This window comes from Streptomyces sp. NPDC058401 (genome assembly GCF_042722885.1).
Classification (GTDB): Bacteria; Actinomycetota; Actinomycetes; order Streptomycetales; family Streptomycetaceae; genus Streptomyces.
The window spans coordinates 1-15,173 of the sequence record NZ_JBHXKA010000076.1 but is presented as its reverse complement, the minus strand read 5'-3'; the positions used below and the strand labels follow the sequence as shown (position 1 = coordinate 15,173).

Genomic DNA, 15,173 nt, shown 5'->3' with positions numbered 1-15,173 from the left:
ACCTGGTGATCCGTGGATGGATGCCTGAGTAAACCTTGTATTACGTGCCCGTGAACTCTATCGATCTCGAGATTCAAAGGGCCTTGGGTCGATTCCGATCCGGACTTAAGTCCTCCAGATGTGGAAAACGCACCGTCTAACGTCCTGACGTATGACACAGCTGGACGTTCGGCCCCAGGCCGGAGACACGGTAGGCGGAGCCACCCCCCGGGGTGGCTCCGATGGTGATGTGCGCGGCAAGGGCCTAGGGAAGGGCTCCGTAGGCCTCGTCGGAAGCGCCGTCATCGGCATCTCGACCGTCGCCCCGGTCTACTGCCTGACCTCGACCCTCGGCTCCACCGCCGGAGAGGTCGGCGTGCAGATGCCGGCCGTCTTCCTGGCCGGATTCCTGCCGATGCTGCTGGTCGCCTTCGCGTACCGCGAGCTCAACAAGGCCATGCCGGACTGCGGCACCTCCTTCACCTGGACCGTGAAGGCCTTCGGCCCGCGGATCGGCTGGATGTGCGGCTGGGGCCTGGTGATCGCCACGATCATCGTGCTCTCCAACCTGGCCGGCGTCGCCACCTCCTACTTCTGGCTGCTGGCCGGCGAGATCACGAGCAGCCCGTCGGTCGCCGCCCTGGACGACAACAAGCTCGTCCACATCGCGACCTGCCTCACCCTCATCGCCGTCGCGACCGCCATCAGCTACCGCGGCATGACGGCCACCAAGGGCGTCCAGTACGCGCTGGTCGGCCTCCAGCTCGCCGTCCTCGCCATCTTCGTGGCGATGGCCTTCCAGAAGGCCTCCGCGGGCACCTTCGACACCGGCCTGGACTTCTCCTGGCAGTGGATGAACCCCTTCGCGGTCGAGTCCATGGCGGCCTTCACCGCCGGACTCTCGCTCTCGATCTTCATGTACTGGGGCTGGGACGCCTGCCTGGCCACCAACGAGGAGACCACCGGCTCCGCCAAGACCCCGGGCCGCGCCTCGCTCATCGCGATGGTCGTCCTCGTCGGCTCGTACCTGGCCACCGGCATCGCCGCCCAGATGGCCGTCGGCTCCGGCACCGCCGGCCTCGGCCTCGGCAACCCGGAGACCTCCGACAACGTCTTCGCCGCCCTCGCCGGCCCGGTCATGGGCCCCTGGGTGCTCGGCGTCCTGCTCCTCGTGGCCGTCCTGGCCTCCGCGACGGCCTCCCTGCAGACCACCTTCATCCCGGTGGCCCGCACGGTCCTGGCCATGTCCACGTACGAGGCGCTGCCGCCCTCCTACGCCAAGGTCCACCCGAAGTTCAAGACCCCCGGCCGCGCCACGATCATGGCGGGCGTCGCCACCGGCGTCTTCTACACCGTGATGACCCTGATCAGCGAGAACGTCCTCACCGACACGATCTTCGCGCTCGGCCTGATGATCTGCTTCTACTACTCGCTGACGGCCTTCGCCTGCGCCTGGTACTTCCGCGGCGACCTGCGCAAGTCCACCCGCGACCTGTTCTTCAAGGGCGTCTTCCCGGTCATGGGCGGCCTGCTCCTGGCGACCGTCTTCTTCAAGACCCTGATCGACATGTGGAACCCGTCGTACGGCTCCGGTTCCACGGTCCTCGGCGTCGGCAGCGTCTTCATCATCGGCGTCGGCCTGCTGGCCCTCGGCCTGGTCGTCATGTTCGTCACCGAACGCCGCAGCCCCGCCTTCTTCCGCGGCGAGGTCCTCACGAAGTCCACCCCGTCGCTGGTGGTCCAGGACTGACCCCGGGGCCCCGCGCCCCCACCACCCCCGCTGTGTCATGCAGGCCCGCGGCCCCGGATCGCACCTCCGTTCGGGGGCCGCGGGCGTTCGCGTGCCCCTGGTCAGGTTGGCGGCGGGAAAGAGGAAGCCGCCCTTGACGTATCAAGCCGCCCTTGACGTATCGAGACGTCCTGGCCGGGCTCGGCAAGGCGTGGCCGACCCGGTTCGCGGATCGGCTGGGGGAAGACCGGTGACCCGTAGCCGCACGGGGTCGTTGGGACGGGCATGAACGCCATCAAGCGCAGCCTTGCCGCCCTCGTCCTGACCGGGGGAGCGGCCCTCGCCCTCAGTCCCGCCGTCGCGCACGCCGCCGACGAGCCCGCCATCCAGGGGCCCCCGATCACCCAGCGCGTCGGCGAGATCGTCGACCACCCCGGGGGCGCCGTCAAGGACGCCAAGACGGCCGTGGAGATCACCGCCTCGGCCGCCGGATCCGCCTCGAAGGCCACCGACGCCTCCCTCGGCGGAGCCGGGACCGCACTGTCCGCCGGGCTGCCGAAGCCGCCGAAGGTGCGCGGCTGAGGTTCGGCGGGGGCCGGCGGGGGTGGCGGTCAGGCTTCCGTCACCCCGGCGTGCGTGCGGTGCACGGTCGGGGTCAGCAGCTCGTCCAGGACGGCCCGGGCGAAGTCCGCGTGCGGGATGCGGGCCCCGGCGTCGGCGGGGGCGAAGGCATAGCCCCCGCCCCCGGGCGCCTCCCCGGGGGTGAAGTCGCCGGAGGGGCTCAGTACCGCCCAGTCCAGGCCCGCCGGGGCGGCCGCCCGCAGGGCTTCGGTGCCGGCGCCGTGGCCGACGTAGAACTCCCGCCGCTCCTGCGGGTAGCCCGGGGTGTCCATCAGCAGGGCCCCCGAGCGCGTGGGCAGTACGGACGCCAGTCCGACGGACACCAGCCGCCCCACCCCGGCCCCGCCCAGCCCCGCCGCCAGCGCGCGGGCGGCCGCCGGGAAGAACTCCCCCGGGGCGGCCCCCGTCTCGTACACCGCCGCCACCGCCGCGTCGTGCCCGGCGGCGAGCCGCGCCACGTCCGCCGCCGAGGTGACGTCCCCGTCCCCCCGCCCGGCCGCGGTGACCTCGTGCCCCCGCGCCCGCGCCTCTGCGACGACGGCCCGGCCGACGCGGCCACCGGCGCCGAAGACGATGATCCTGATCCGGGTGCGGGTCTGCTCGTTGTTCCCCTGGTTCGTCATGGCACGGACCCTAGGGGGAGGGGTGGTTACCGATCGGATACCGGCCTACCGTGTGGATCGTGACCGAGCAGCCGTTGCCGTCGAAGCAGTCGTCGAAGCCGTCGTCCTCGCTTCCGCCCCTCGATCCGGAGATGTTCGACCCCGTCTGCCCCTCCTCCCTGGTGCCGTTCCGGATCGGCGACAAGTGGGCGACGCTGATCCTGCGCTGCCTCCAGGACGGCCCCCGCCGCTTCTCGGAGCTCAAGGTCCCGCTGCGCGAGATCACCGCCAAGTCCCTCACCCAGTCCCTGCGCGGGCTGGAGCGCGACGGCTTCGTGACGCGCACGCAGTACGAGACCCCGGCCCGCCGGGTCGAGTACGCCCTCACCCCGCTCGGCCGGGGGCTGCTGGGCCCCCTGGACACGGCGTGCGCGTGGACGCGGGAGCACTGGGAGGAACTGCTCGACGCCCAGGAGGCGGGAACCGCGCGCCTGCCCGGCGGGAGCGGCTCGCGCTGATTTCTGGGCGGGCCCTCCCGACGGGGTGGTCGTTGGGCAGGACATGATCCTCTGGTTGCTCAATCACCTCAGCACGTTCTTCCTCGGAGTCCTGCTCGTCGGCGGTTTCGTCACCCTCGCCATCGGCGGCAGCGTGGCCGCGCGCCGCCGATTCCCGCACCTCGCGGCCGGGGACCACAACGAGATGGTCGGGGTGGCCCTCGGGATGTTCGGCGCGATCTACGGGATCATCCTCGCCTTCGTCGTCGTCACCCTGTGGACGCAACTGGAGAACACCCAGACCATCGTCGCGACCGAGGCCACCGACCTGGCCCTGGTCGTCCGCAGCGCCGAGGTCTTCCCGCCGGCCGAACGCGCCCGCGTGGACCGGGCGGTGGGGGACTACATCCACGCCGTCGTCGAGATCCAGTGGCCCCTCATGCGCGAGGGCCGCCCCAGCTACGAGGCCACCGCCGACCAGACGCACGCCCTGTACACGGCCCTCCAGGCCTACGAGCCCGCCGGCCCCCGGAGCGAGACCTTCTACGGGGAGGCCGTCGGCCGCCTCAACGACGTGGCCGCGCAGCGCCGGGCGCGCGTGACGATGGCCGAGACCTCACTGCCGCCGCTGCTCCAAGTACTGGTCTACGGCGGCGCGTTGGTGATCCTTCCGCTCACCTTCCTGTTCGGGCTGCGGAGCCTGAAGATGCAGCTGCTGTTCGTGTCCGCGGTGGCCGGGCTGATCGGCTTCAGCCTGCTGCTGGTGATGGCCCTCGACCGGCCCTTCGCCGGGGAACTGAGCGTCACCCCGGCGCCGTTCAAGGACGCGGCACTGGCGCAGTTCTGGCGGTAGGGCCCGCCGCTTCAGCCCCAGGTGCGGGAGGACAGGACGAGCTGGTAGCCGTCGGGGTCGGTGACGGTGACCCCGTAGGTGTCCCAGTACGGGTTGTGGGCGGGCGTACGGGTCCCCCCGTGCTCCACGAGCCGGGCCACCAGGGCCTCGTCGGGGGTCGCGCCGAGGTAGACGACGAAGAGGTCCTCGGGGGTGGGGGAGGGGGTCACCGGGTTCTCGGGGTCACGGGTCAGCTCGAAGTGCCAGCCGCCCCCGAGGGGCCCGACCATCAGCAGGTCGTGCTCTCCGGAGACCCGTTCGGTGGAGCGCCACTGCACGGCGAGCCCGAGCCCTCCCACGTAGAACCGCTCGGCGGCGGCGAGGTCGAAGGAGGGCCGGGCGATCCGGACGTGCGCGCGGGAGTCGATCATGGGAGAGAGGGTACGGGGCGGACGAACTCCGCTACTTCCACGGGTCCTTGGTCGGCATGCAGCCCAGCGCGCGGAGCCGGTCGTCGGTCTCCTTGAGTCCCTGGATCCCCTCGCCGATCTCGGCCCAGCCGATGTCCGAGGCCTCGGCGGCCTTGTCCCTGTTCGTCGGCGATACGCCGAGGCTCGACGAGTTCAGCACCGTGGCCATGCCGGAGGCGAGGCGCTCGCGGGCCTTGGTCCAGGTCTCCTGGGTCTTCTGGTCGGGGATGTAGGCGACGGTGTAGCCCCGTGCCTCCTCCAGCCGGGACGACAGGGGCCCCAGGTCGATGACGATCTTGTCCGCGTTGTGCTCGGCCTGGGCGCCCCGCGCCGCGAAGATCAGCTCGTGGAGCAGCTTCTCGCCACCGGTGCCGTACCACCGGATCACGGCCGGGCCCGGGTCCACCGGCCCGGTGCTGCTCGGAGTCGGGGCGACGGCGGTCGGTGCGGGCTTGAAGCTCACGTTCGTCTTCGGCGGGGCGATCTCGGGCTCCCCCGCACACCCGGTGAGCAGGGCGGCCCCGAGGACCGTGAGGGTGGTGACGGCGGCGGTGGCGGTCGATGCGAGCGGTAAGCGGACGCGCATGGTTCCCCCCTGGGGAAGTCTTCGGGCCGTGCTTCGGATCAGTCCTTGCGCCCGGTCGCGGCGACGGTCACACCCAGCCCGATCATCGCGAGCCCGCCGGCCCCGCCGACGGCGGAGAGCCGCTGCGGAGACCGCGAGAACCAGCTCCGGGCGGTGGCGGCGACCATGCCCCAGGCACTGTCGCAGACTACGGCGATGAGGTTGAACACGAGCCCCAGCATGAGCATTTGGGTCGTGACGTGCCCCTGGTCGCGGTCCACGAACTGCGGCAGCACGGCCGCGAAGAACACGATCGTCTTGGGATTGGCCACCCCGACGGCGAACCCCTCCCACAGCGTCCGCAGGCTCCCGTACCCGGCTGCGCCCGCCCCGAACTCCGCACGGAGCGAACGCCGCTGCCGGAAGGCCTTGACCCCCAGGTAGACGAGGTACGCGGCCCCCGCGAGCTTGAGCGCCGTGAACACGAGCACGGACCGCTCCACGACGGAACCCACCCCGAAGGCCACGGCGACGACCAGCACGTACGCACCCAGCGTGTTCCCGGCCACGGTGATCAGCGCGGCCCGCCACCCCTGGGAGAGCGCCCGCCCGATGACGAAGAGCACGCTCGGCCCCGGTATGAGGATCAAGAGCAACGACATGGCCGCGAAGGCCGGCAGCCGGTCAGTGGACACCATGCGGTTCATCGTTCCGGACGGGCGGGGGGAGGGGAAGGGATTTTCGGGCGGGCGGTCCCGGGGGACGCACCATGAAGACGTCGACCGGGTCCTCGGCCTCCACGGTGAACCCGTGGCGTTCGTAGAGGCGGCGGGCGGCGCTGCCCTGCAGGACGTTCAGGGCGACGGTCGCGCCCCGGGCGTCCGTCCGGTCCAGCACCGCGCGCAGCACGGCGGATCCGAGGCCGCGGCCCTGGAGGTGCGGTGCGAGGTAGAAGTGCTCCAGCCACTGCCTGCCTTCGGACGGGCGGACGGTGACGCTCCCCGCGGGTTCACCGCCGATCACGACGACCGAGGTGTGCCGGGGGGAGAAGGAGTCCCGCAGCCGCTGTCGCACCCGGTGCTCGTCGTAGCGTCCGAGACGTTCCAGGTCCCCGCGCATGACCGTGGCGCGCAGCTCCGCGATCATCTCGACGTCCGCCGTCGTCGCGGGACGCAGCGCCCAGGCCGTAGCGGTTTCCATGCCCCCGGTTTCCATGGGCGGATTCTTTCAGCCCTGGTCCGGGGGCCTGCCTCAGGGCCTCCAGTCCCGACCCAGGAGGCCGAGCAGGACCTCGTCCAGGAACTCGCCCATCACCCACGCCGAGGAGCGCAGCACGCCCTCGCGGACGAAGCCGTTGCGCTCCGCGGCCCGGAGCATCGGGGCGTTGTCCGCCAGCGTCTCGATCTGCAGCCGGTGCAGGCCCCGTACGACGAACCCGTAGTGGCACAGCACCGCGACCACGTCGGTGCTGTACCCCTTGCCCCGTGCGTCCGGCAGCAGACCGAGCCCGACGTGCGCGGACCGGCTGTGGTTGTCGATGCCCCACAGGGTCGCGGTACCGACCAGCGCACCGCTCTCCAGATCCACCACGGAGAACGGAACGTGCCCCTGATCGCTGTCGTCCACCGTGAACGACAGGGCCTTCGAGCCGGCCATGAGCGGGCGCCACGGGTGCCCCGTGGCCCTCGAAGCAGTGACCACGTCGTCGTGCAGACCGGCGTGCAGGATCGGAAGGTCGTCCTCGTGTCGGGCCCTGAGCCCCACCGTGTTGCCTTTTAGCATCCGAACTTCCTATCCGACCGGCCCGGCGCCGACAACCGATTAGGGATCACGGCGCCCGGTGCGCCCCGCGGTGGCGCCGGGCGTCGGCGAGCGCCCAGACGACGAGCCGGCCGTCTTCGAGCGTGTAGACCGCGCGGTGGTCGCCGAGGGCGAGCCGCCGGCGCGACGGGTGCCCGTGCAGGGCCCGGGTGTCGAAGTGCGTGGTGTCCCCCGCCGCGAGGGCCTTCTGGAACTCGGCCAGCCCGTGCAGGATGCGCAGGGCGTCGGGGCGGGGGACCGTGAGCAGGTCGCGCTGTGCGTGCCGGGTGAGGCGGGTGACGTGGGTGGCGTGGGTGGTGTGGGGCATGGGTCAGGACTCCTCGTGGCGCAGGACGGCGGCCATGTCCTCAAGGGTGACGGACCCTGCGGCCCCGGCCCGTTCGGCCTCGTCGGCCAGTCCGTTCAGCCAGGCGTCCTCGGCCTCATCCGCGAGCCGGCGGAGGAGCCGGTAGTCCTCGATGCCGATCACGGCGGCTTCCTGCCGGCCGCCGCGCGTGATGACCGTGGGGACGCCTTCGCGGTACGCGCGGTCCACGGCGTCCTCCAGGTGGCCGTGGACGTCTGCCATGGACCGGATCACAGGCTCACTCATGCAGCGAATGTACCGAATGCACAGGAATGTGCCCGTGGGGCTGTCGCGCGCCTCGCACGTCTCACACGCCTCACACGTACTGCCCGAACTCGTCCAGGATCCGCAGGATCTCCGCCTCGCCCTCCGAGGGGAGCTGGAGGACGACCTCCTCGATGCCCAGCTCGGCGTAGTGGGACATCTTCCCGGGGGTGGGCTGGACGGCGTACGGGACCACCTGGAGGGACTTGGGGTCGCGGCCCGCGGCCTCCCAGACCTGGCGCAGGGCGGGGAGGGACTCCGTGAGGCCGCCGCCGCCGATCGGGAGCCAGCCGTCGCTGTGGTCGGCGATGGCGGCGAAGAGCTTCGGGCCGGCCTGGCCGCCGATGAGGGTGCGCGGGCCGTACAGGGGGACGCCCGGGGCGAGTTCGCGCGGGGTCTGCACCGGCTTCGGGTGGGCCGAGCTGGCCTGGACGGAGGAGAACTGGCCCACGTACGCCGTGGGGTCCGGGGACCACAGGGCCCGCATCAGGGCCATGCGGTCGCGGACCAGTTCGCGGCGGGTGCGCCACTCGACTCCGTGGTCGGCGGCCTCCTCCACGTTCCAGCCGTAGCCGATGCCGAGGGTGACGCGGCCGCCGGACAGGTGGTCCAGCGTGGCGACCTGCTTCGCGAGGTCGATGGGGTCGTGCTGGGCGACGAGGGTGATGCCGGTGCCGAGGTGGAGCCGCTCGGTGACGGCGGAGGCCTGGCCGAGGGCGACGAACGGGTCCAGGGTGCGCCCGTAGCGGTCGGGGAGTTCACCGCCCATGGGGGCGGGGGTGACGCGGCTGACCGGGATGTGGGTGTGCTCGGGGAGGTAGAGGCCGGAGAAGCCGCGTTCCTCCAGGGCGCGGGCCAGGGGGACGGGAGCGATGGTGCGGTCGGTCAGGAAGACGGTCGTGGCGATCCGCATGGGCGCTGACACCTCCGTGGTGTGGGGAGGGCCAAAGTACGGCTTCGCGCGTGCGGAGGGCAGGGGCGTGCGTCGGCCATGGCCGTGCGGGGCCGTGGCGGTGGTCACGCCCGCCCGGGGGCACGGCCGCCCGGGGTCATCCCCGCGGGTAGCGGGTCAGCCAGGCCGTGGTGGTGGCCGCCGGGCCGTGGAGGGCGGGGCCCTGGGTCATCTCCAGGGCGAAGTCGTCGGCCAGTTCCAGTACTGTGGCGCGGCCTTCGAGGCCGGCGAGCCAGGCGGCCGGGAGGGCCGTTTCGCCGTGCTGGGCGCCCAGCAGGGAGCCGCAGAGGGTGCCGGTGGCGGCGGAGTCGCCGCCGTGGTTCACGGCCAGGCGCAGGCCGTGCGCCACGTTCTCGGCGACCAGGGCGCAGTACACGGCGACGGCCAGGACCTCTTCGGCGGAGCGGCCGGGGCCGGGCGACAGGCCCTCCACCGTCTGCGGTGAAGGGACGCCCGCGGTGACGGCGCCGAGCGCGCGCTGCAGGGCGTCCGTGACGGGCTGGTGGCCGGGGCGCACCCCGAGCAGGCCCAGGGCGCGCTGGACGGCGGAGTCGAGGGACTCGCCGCGGGTCAGGCCGTGGACGATGACGGCGTGGGCGCCCGCCGACAGGTACGCGGTGGGGTGCCCGTGGCTCTGCGCGGCGCACTCGACGGCGAGTTGGAGGACCAGGGCCGGCTCCCAGCCGACCAGCAGCCCGAAGGGGGCGGAACGGGTGGCCGCGGCCGGGTCCAGGGCGGTCGGGTTCTTCGGCTGCGCGAGCGTGCCGAGGACTCCGTCGGCGAAGCCGGTCAAGGAGGAACGGGCGGGGGAGCGGCGGGCGTAGAGCCACTCCTCCTGCGCGAGCCAGCCGTTGTCCTCGCGGCGCTCGTCGGGGCCCCAGTCGCTCTGGGTGAGGGCCCAGCGGAGGTAGGCGCGGTGCACGTCGGTCGGCGGGTGCCAGGCTCCGGTGTCCCGGCGTACGTGGGCCCGTATCAGGCCGTCCACCGTGAACAGGCCGAGCTGCGTGGCGGCGGTGACCGCGGCCCGGGGCGCCGGATCGTTCAGGCCCGCCGGGCCGTGGGCTTCGAGGAGCTCGGGCAGGGAGAGGGCGCCGACGGGGGCGCCCAGGGCGTCGCCGATGGCGGAGCCGAGGAGGGTTCCCCTGACGCGGCTACGGAAGTCCTGCTGCTCGGTGCGGCCCCAGAGCCCGGTGGTGACGGCGGCACGGCCGCCGATGGTGGCGCCGGCGGCCGGACCCGTGGCGGGGCCGAGGCTGGTGGCTCCGCGGCTGGCTCCGCCGGTGGGTGGGGGTGCGGGCTGGAGGGGCTGGGCCGCCCCGGGTCCGCTCTGCTGCTCCCCGGACGTTTCCGTCGCCGTGTCCATTCGATCCCCCCGGACTGCCCGCGCGTGTTCTGGCGGGCACTGTAGTGGACAGTACCGATCGGGTCCGGAACTAGTCGGTCATGCGGACCGTATGACACCACGGAACGGCCGAATCCCGCCCCTCGCCCGTTCCCCGGGGGCTGGGTGTATCCAGCCCCTCCGGCGTTTGAGGAGCGGGGGTGCGGGGGTGCGGGGGCTGGCCCCCGCGAGCGGTGCCGCGCCCGGCAACGGGGGGCCGCTCTCCGGGTCAAACCGCCGGCCAGGCGCATGGCACGTTTTGACAGTTGACTTACCCCCGGTCGATTTCGGCCATGCCATGTTCACGTTGCGTTATTCGGAGGCCAAGAGGCTCGGGGCATGAAGAAGGCACTGCTCGCCGCGACCGTCGTCGCCTCCACGTTCACCGTCGCCATCGTCGCGGCCCCCGCCGCCTCCGCCCACGGGTGGGACTTCGGCTGGGGCGGCCACCACGGCAACTCCTCCATCCCCTTCACCGAGGCCACCGTCACGGCCGGTGCCGACGGGGCGTACACCCTGAAGTGGAACGCCAAGGGCACCAAGCGCGTGGAGATCAAGGCGAACGGCAAGGTCGTCGCCAAGGGCGGCGCCCGGGGCGAGGCCGTGGTCGGCGGGCTGCCGGCCGCCGACCGGCAGTGGTTCGACTTCGAGGCCGAGCGGGGCGAGGGGCTGCGCCTGGCGGACCGGCTGATCAAGCTGGAGGGCACCGCCAACTTCCGTGACGCGGGCGGCTACCGCACCACCACCGGCCAGTGGGTCAAGATGGGCGAGATCTACCGCTCCGACGCCCTGAACAAGCTCACCGACAACGACCTCGCCAAGCTCCAGCGCCTGCGCGTCAAGACGGTCTTCGACCTCCGCATGGAGAGCGAGCGCACCAAGGACGCGGACAAGGTCCCGGCCGGCGCGAACTACGTCGTCGCCGACGTCTTCGCCGGCTCCGGCTCCTTCCAGGCCATGCCCACGACCGCCGACGAGGCCGTCAAGGCCATGGTCGACGCGGAGAAGGCCATGGTCAGCGGCGAGGGCGGCAAGAAGGCCTACACGCAGGTCTTCGAAGGGATCGAGCGCGACCGAAACCGCTCCGTCCTGTTCCACTGCACCGCGGGCAAGGACCGTACGGGCTGGGCGAACGCCTCCCTGCTGACCGCCCTCGGCGTGCCGGCCGAGACCGTGATGGCCGACTACCTGGCCAGCAACGACTACCGCAAGGCCGCCAACGACGCGATCCTCTCGCACCTGCCGGCCGCCCAGGCCGCCGTCTACAAGCCGATGCTCGACGTGCGCCCCGAGTACCTCAACGCCGGTTACGAGGAGGTCGAGTCGAAGTTCGGCAGCTTCGACAACTACCTCAGGAGCGGCCTCGGCATCGACGGCCGCGAGCTGAAGCAGCTGAAGAAGGACCTCCTCGTCGGCTGATGTCTCGCGAACGCGGACGCGAACGCGAACGCAGGTACGGGACCGGGAAGCGGCGCTCTACGCCGGTACCCGGTCCCGGTCCCGTACCCGGTGTCAGTCCAGGACCGGGAGCAGTTCCGGCAGGTGGCCGTCCGAGGCGCGGGCCGCGGCCTGGCGTTCCTCCGGGACCTCGCCGTAGAGGGTCGTACGGGCCTTCGCGGGCCGGCCGGCCGCCTCGGCGACGGCGATCAGGTCCTGCACGGACTTGTACGAGCCGTAACTCGACCCGGCCATGCGGGAGATGGTCTCCTCCATCAGGGTGCCGCCCAGGTCGTTGGCGCCCGAGCGGAGCATCTCGGCCGCGCCCTCCGAGCCCAGCTTCACCCAGCTGGTCTGGATGTTGGTGATGTGCGGGTGGAGCAGGATGCGGGCCATCGCCGTCACCGCGCGGTTGTCGCGCACCGTCGGACCGGGCCGGGCGATGCCCGCCAGGTAGACGGGGGCGTTGGTGTGGATGAAGGGCAGCGTGACGAACTCCGTGAAGCCCTCCACCCCCTTGGCCCTTGCCTCCTGCTGCATCCGCGCCAGGGTGCGGAAGTGGCCCAGCCAGTGGCGGGGCTGGTCCACGTGGCCGTACATCATCGTGGAGGAGGAGCGGATGCCGAGCTCGTGCGCCGTCGAGACCACGTCGATCCAGTCGGCCGTCGGCAGCTTGCCCTTGGTGAGGACCCAGCGGACCTCATCGTCCAGGATCTCCGCCGCCGTGCCGGGGATGGAGTCGAGGCCGGCCTCCTTGGCCGCCGTCAGCCAGTCCCGTACCGACATCCCCGTGCGGGTCGCGCCGTTGACGACCTCCATCGGGGAGAAGGCGTGCACGTGCATGCCGGGCACGCGCTCCTTCACCGCCCGCGCGATGTCGAAGTAGGCCGTCCCGGGCAGGTCCGGGTGGATGCCGCCCTGCATGCACACCTCGACCGCGCCCACGTCCCACGCCTGCGCGGCCCGGTCGGCGACCTGGTCGAGCGAGAGGGTGTACGCGTCCGCGTCCGTGCGGCGCTGCGCGAAGGCGCAGAAGCGGCAGCCGGTGTAGCAGACGTTGGTGAAGTTGATGTTGCGCGTGACGATGTAGGTGACGTCCTCGCCCACCACCGACTTGCGCAGGTCGTCCGCGATCCGGCAGAGGGCGTCCAGCGCCGGGCCGTCGGCGTGCAGCAGGGCGAGCGCCTGCTCGTCGGTGAGCCGGGTCGGGTCGTCGGCGGCCTGCGCGAGCGCCGCCCGTACGTCCGTGTCGATGCGCTCGGGATCGGGGACCATGCCGGGGGCCGCGGCCTCGCGCAGGGCCTCCCAGTCGCCGTAGACCTCGTCGAAGTCGTTCCGGCGGTCGCCGGTACGGCCCTGCGTGTCGATGGTGGCGTGCAGGTCGGTGCGCCCGAAGGCGGCGAAGCCCTCGTCCGGCTCCTGCCACGGCCGGCCCTCGACGGTCGCGGACTCGTCCGCGAGGCCACTCTCCGGATCGGCCAGCGCCCGTACGTGGGGCAGCAGGCGCGGGTCCAGCCAGGGCTCGCCGCGCTGGAGGAACTCCGGGTAGATGGTGAGGCGTTCGCGGAGCGCGAAGCCGGCCTCGGCGGTGCGCGCGGCCAGCTCCTCGATGTGCGGCCAGGGGCGCTCGGGGTTCACGTGGTCGGGGGTGAGCGGGGAGACCCCGCCCCAGTCGTCGATGCCCGCGCCGATGAGCAGCGCGTACTCGGAGTCCACCAGGTTCGGCGGGGCCTGGATGCGGGCGCTCGGGCCGAGGAGGTGGCGGGCCACGGCGATGGCCGCCGCGAGCTCCTCCAACTCGGCGTCGGGCATGCCGCGCATCGCCGTGTCCGGCTTGGCCCGGAAGTTCTGGACGATGACTTCCTGGATGCCGTGGTAGCTGCGCTGGATCCGGCGCAGCTCGAAGAAGGCGTCCGCGCGCTCCTCGTAGGACTCGCCGATGCCGATCAGCACCCCGGTGGTGAAGGGGACGTTGGAGCGGCCCGCGTCCTCCAGGACGCGCAGCCGTACGGCCGGGTCCTTGTCGGGGGAGCCGTGGTGGGGGCCGCCGGGCTCGGACCACAGCCGGGTGGCGGTGGTCTCCAGCATCATGCCCATCGAGGGGGCCACCGGCTTGAGGCGCTGGAGGTCCGACCAGGACAGCACGCCGGGGTTGAGGTGGGGGAGGAGACCGGTCTCCTCCAGGACCCGGATGGCCATGGCGCGCACGTAGGCGAGGGTGTCGTCGTAACCGTGCGCGTCGAGCCACTCGCGGGCCTCGGGCCAGCGGTCCTCGGGCCGGTCGCCGAGCGTGAACAGGGCCTCCTTGCAGCCCATGGCCGCACCCTTGCGGGCTATGTCGAGGACCTCGTCGGGGGACAGGTACATGCCGTGGCCGTCGCGGCGGAGCTTGCCGGGGACCGTGACGAAGGTGCAGTAGTGGCACTTGTCGCGGCACAGCCGGGTGAGGGGGATGAACACCTTGCGCGAGTAGGTGATGACGCCGGGCCGGCCGGCGGCTTCGAGTCCGGAGTCCCGTACGCGGGCGGCGGAAGCGGCGAGGTCCTTCAGGTCCTCGCCGCGCGCCTGCAGGAGTACGGCCGCCTCGGTCGCGTCGAGCGCGACGCCGTCGCGGGCGCGGCGGAGCGCCCGGCGCATCGAGTTCTCGGTCGGAGCGTCACTCGGAGTGGTCATGGCCCGAGCATACGATCCGCTCGCGCGGGCACGGAGGGGCTCATCGCATCAGCTCCCCGGCGTTGACCAGCAGAGACTGGCCGGTTATCGCCCGTGCGCGGTCCGAGGCGAGGAAGGCGGCGGCGTCGGCCACGTCCCCGTCGGTGGCCAGGTCGGGCAGCGCCATGCGGTCGGTGAGGCGGGAATGGACCTCGGCCTCGGGGACGCCTTCGGTGTGCGCGGTGAAGGTGACGAAGGCCTGAACCGGCGGGCCCCACATCCAGCCGGGGAGCACGGTGTTCACCCGGATGCGGTGCGGGCCGAGCTCGCGGGCCATGGAGTACATGGCGGAGGTCAGCGCGCCCTTGGAGGCGGCGTAGGCGGCCTGCTGCACCTCGTTGGGGGAGGCGATGGCGGACTGGGTGCCGATGATGACGACGGAGCCGCCGGCCGCCTTGAGCGCGGGGAGGCAGGCGCGGGTCATGCGCAGGGTACCGAGCAGGTTCACGTCGAGGATCTGCTGCCAGGTGCCGAAGTCGGCGTCCTGGAGGCCGCCGAAGTACGAGTCCCAGGCGGCGACGTGGACGACGGCGTCGACCCCGCCGAACCGCTCCTGCGCGAGGGCGGCGAGGGCCTCGCACTGGCGCTCGTCGGAGATGTCGGTCGGCAGGTACGCGGTGTGCGTGCCGTCGGGGTCGATCTCGGCGGCGGACTTCGCGAGGTTGGCCTCGGTCCGGGCCCCGAGCACGGCGTTGCCGCCGTCCCGCACGACGGTGGCGGCCACCTGGTGCCCGAGCCCGGCGCCCACGCCGGAGACGATGACGGTCTTGCCTTGCAGCAGCAGCGACATGGTGCGGGCCTCCTGGACGCGGCGCGATATCTGACGGGGCGTCAGGCTACGGCGCGGGGCGCTGGGAGGGAAGGGGGGCTGCGCGTTACCGGGGACTGCGTCCCCGGGCGCCTCAAACGCCGGCGGGGCTGGGGTGGTGTCGGGGGTGGGGGGGGGCGGGGGGTGGGGGGGTGGC

General features: G+C 72.3%; 17 protein-coding genes. 5 read left to right on the top strand and 12 right to left on the bottom strand.

What is annotated here, in order from left to right; translation table 11 throughout:
- The first annotated feature begins 151 nt into the window (after positions 1-151).
- Positions 152-1,729 (top strand): APC family permease, encoded by a 1,578-nt coding sequence (locus tag ACFWNV_RS25405; protein WP_383951286.1) that lies wholly within the window; start codon positions 152-154, stop codon positions 1,727-1,729.
- A 264-nt stretch (positions 1,730-1,993) separates the two neighbouring features.
- Positions 1,994-2,290, top strand: a complete 297-nt coding sequence (locus ACFWNV_RS25400; protein ID WP_383951283.1) for a hypothetical protein — start codon at positions 1,994-1,996, stop codon at positions 2,288-2,290.
- Between the two features lie 29 nt (positions 2,291-2,319).
- Here the strand turns inward: ACFWNV_RS25400 and ACFWNV_RS25395 are convergent, their stop codons facing one another.
- The gene (locus ACFWNV_RS25395) at positions 2,320-2,952 is read right to left on the bottom strand and encodes an NAD(P)-dependent oxidoreductase (protein WP_383951280.1); all 633 of its coding nucleotides are present in this window, start codon (positions 2,950-2,952) and stop codon (positions 2,320-2,322) included.
- A 131-nt stretch (positions 2,953-3,083) separates the two neighbouring features.
- On the opposite strand from ACFWNV_RS25395, the gene ACFWNV_RS25390 reads away from it, so the two are divergent.
- Positions 3,084-3,449 carry a winged helix-turn-helix transcriptional regulator gene (locus ACFWNV_RS25390; RefSeq protein ID WP_383951344.1) on the top strand — a complete coding sequence of 122 codons (366 nt, stop codon included), beginning with the start codon at positions 3,084-3,086 and terminating at the stop codon, positions 3,447-3,449.
- Positions 3,450-3,492: 43 nt separating this feature from the next.
- Positions 3,493-4,281 (top strand): DUF4239 domain-containing protein, encoded by a 789-nt coding sequence (locus ACFWNV_RS25385; protein ID WP_383951277.1) that lies wholly within the window; start codon positions 3,493-3,495, stop codon positions 4,279-4,281.
- Between the two features lie 11 nt (positions 4,282-4,292).
- Here the strand turns inward: ACFWNV_RS25385 and ACFWNV_RS25380 are convergent, their stop codons facing one another.
- The 9 genes from ACFWNV_RS25380 to ACFWNV_RS25340 all read right to left on the bottom strand — a co-directional run bounded on the left by ACFWNV_RS25380 (position 4,293) and on the right by ACFWNV_RS25340 (position 10,041).
- Entirely contained in the window at positions 4,293-4,691 is a 399-nt protein-coding gene (locus ACFWNV_RS25380; protein ID WP_383951274.1) for a VOC family protein, read from the bottom strand.
- A gap of 31 nt (positions 4,692-4,722) precedes the next feature.
- Entirely contained in the window at positions 4,723-5,316 is a 594-nt protein-coding gene (locus ACFWNV_RS25375) for a hypothetical protein (RefSeq protein ID WP_383951271.1), read from the bottom strand.
- Between the two features lie 38 nt (positions 5,317-5,354).
- Complete coding sequence (locus ACFWNV_RS25370; protein ID WP_383951268.1) at positions 5,355-5,993, bottom strand: LysE family translocator; 639 nt, start codon at positions 5,991-5,993, stop codon at positions 5,355-5,357.
- Positions 5,980-6,495, bottom strand: coding sequence for a GNAT family N-acetyltransferase (locus ACFWNV_RS25365; protein WP_383951266.1), 516 nt, complete (start codon positions 6,493-6,495; stop codon positions 5,980-5,982). The genes ACFWNV_RS25370 and ACFWNV_RS25365 overlap by 14 nt, the downstream gene beginning before the upstream one ends.
- Positions 6,496-6,546: 51 nt before the next feature.
- Positions 6,547-7,077 (bottom strand): GNAT family N-acetyltransferase, encoded by a 531-nt coding sequence (locus tag ACFWNV_RS25360; protein WP_383951263.1) that lies wholly within the window; start codon positions 7,075-7,077, stop codon positions 6,547-6,549.
- A gap of 46 nt (positions 7,078-7,123) precedes the next feature.
- Entirely contained in the window at positions 7,124-7,423 is a 300-nt protein-coding gene (locus ACFWNV_RS25355; protein ID WP_383951261.1) for a type II toxin-antitoxin system RelE/ParE family toxin, read from the bottom strand.
- 3 nt (positions 7,424-7,426) lie between these two features.
- Positions 7,427-7,708 (bottom strand): type II toxin-antitoxin system prevent-host-death family antitoxin, encoded by a 282-nt coding sequence (locus ACFWNV_RS25350; RefSeq protein WP_383951259.1) that lies wholly within the window; start codon positions 7,706-7,708, stop codon positions 7,427-7,429.
- Between the two features lie 70 nt (positions 7,709-7,778).
- Entirely contained in the window at positions 7,779-8,639 is an 861-nt protein-coding gene (locus ACFWNV_RS25345; protein ID WP_383951256.1) for an LLM class F420-dependent oxidoreductase, read from the bottom strand.
- A 136-nt stretch (positions 8,640-8,775) separates the two neighbouring features.
- On the bottom strand, positions 8,776-10,041 hold the full coding sequence (locus ACFWNV_RS25340) for an ADP-ribosylglycohydrolase family protein (protein ID WP_383951254.1): 1,266 nt from the start codon (positions 10,039-10,041) through the stop codon (positions 8,776-8,778).
- A gap of 357 nt (positions 10,042-10,398) precedes the next feature.
- On the opposite strand from ACFWNV_RS25340, the gene ACFWNV_RS25335 reads away from it, so the two are divergent.
- Entirely contained in the window at positions 10,399-11,478 is a 1,080-nt protein-coding gene (locus ACFWNV_RS25335; RefSeq protein WP_383951252.1) for a tyrosine-protein phosphatase, read from the top strand.
- 93 nt (positions 11,479-11,571) lie between these two features.
- Here ACFWNV_RS25335 and ACFWNV_RS25330 read toward each other — a convergent pair whose 3' ends face one another.
- A complete protein-coding gene (locus ACFWNV_RS25330) occupies positions 11,572-14,169 on the bottom strand; it encodes a bifunctional FO biosynthesis protein CofGH (protein WP_383951249.1) in 2,598 nt (865 codons plus the stop codon).
- Positions 14,170-14,209: 40 nt separating this feature from the next.
- On the bottom strand, positions 14,210-14,998 hold the full coding sequence (locus tag ACFWNV_RS25325; protein WP_383951246.1) for an SDR family oxidoreductase: 789 nt from the start codon (positions 14,996-14,998) through the stop codon (positions 14,210-14,212).
- Positions 14,999-15,173: the final 175 nt, after the last annotated feature.

Coding starts and splice junctions, on each gene's coding strand:
- ACFWNV_RS25330 (WP_383951249.1), bottom strand. CDS start 14,169: ATGACCACTCCGAGTGACGCTCCGACCGAGAACTCGATGCGCCGGGCG.
- ACFWNV_RS25405 (WP_383951286.1), top strand. CDS start 152: ATGACACAGCTGGACGTTCGGCCCCAGGCCGGAGACACGGTAGGCGGA.
- ACFWNV_RS25325 (WP_383951246.1), bottom strand. CDS start 14,998: ATGTCGCTGCTGCTGCAAGGCAAGACCGTCATCGTCTCCGGCGTGGGC.
- ACFWNV_RS25385 (WP_383951277.1), top strand. CDS start 3,493: ATGATCCTCTGGTTGCTCAATCACCTCAGCACGTTCTTCCTCGGAGTC.
- ACFWNV_RS25360 (WP_383951263.1), bottom strand. CDS start 7,077: ATGCTAAAAGGCAACACGGTGGGGCTCAGGGCCCGACACGAGGACGAC.
- ACFWNV_RS25395 (WP_383951280.1), bottom strand. CDS start 2,952: ATGACGAACCAGGGGAACAACGAGCAGACCCGCACCCGGATCAGGATC.
- ACFWNV_RS25390 (WP_383951344.1), top strand. CDS start 3,084: ATGTTCGACCCCGTCTGCCCCTCCTCCCTGGTGCCGTTCCGGATCGGC.
- ACFWNV_RS25350 (WP_383951259.1), bottom strand. CDS start 7,708: ATGAGTGAGCCTGTGATCCGGTCCATGGCAGACGTCCACGGCCACCTG.
- ACFWNV_RS25375 (WP_383951271.1), bottom strand. CDS start 5,316: ATGCGCGTCCGCTTACCGCTCGCATCGACCGCCACCGCCGCCGTCACC.
- ACFWNV_RS25335 (WP_383951252.1), top strand. CDS start 10,399: ATGAAGAAGGCACTGCTCGCCGCGACCGTCGTCGCCTCCACGTTCACC.
- ACFWNV_RS25370 (WP_383951268.1), bottom strand. CDS start 5,993: ATGGTGTCCACTGACCGGCTGCCGGCCTTCGCGGCCATGTCGTTGCTC.
- ACFWNV_RS25365 (WP_383951266.1), bottom strand. CDS start 6,495: ATGGAAACCGCTACGGCCTGGGCGCTGCGTCCCGCGACGACGGCGGAC.
- ACFWNV_RS25345 (WP_383951256.1), bottom strand. CDS start 8,639: ATGCGGATCGCCACGACCGTCTTCCTGACCGACCGCACCATCGCTCCC.
- ACFWNV_RS25340 (WP_383951254.1), bottom strand. CDS start 10,041: ATGGACACGGCGACGGAAACGTCCGGGGAGCAGCAGAGCGGACCCGGG.
- ACFWNV_RS25380 (WP_383951274.1), bottom strand. CDS start 4,691: ATGATCGACTCCCGCGCGCACGTCCGGATCGCCCGGCCCTCCTTCGAC.
- ACFWNV_RS25400 (WP_383951283.1), top strand. CDS start 1,994: ATGAACGCCATCAAGCGCAGCCTTGCCGCCCTCGTCCTGACCGGGGGA.
- ACFWNV_RS25355 (WP_383951261.1), bottom strand. CDS start 7,423: ATGCCCCACACCACCCACGCCACCCACGTCACCCGCCTCACCCGGCAC.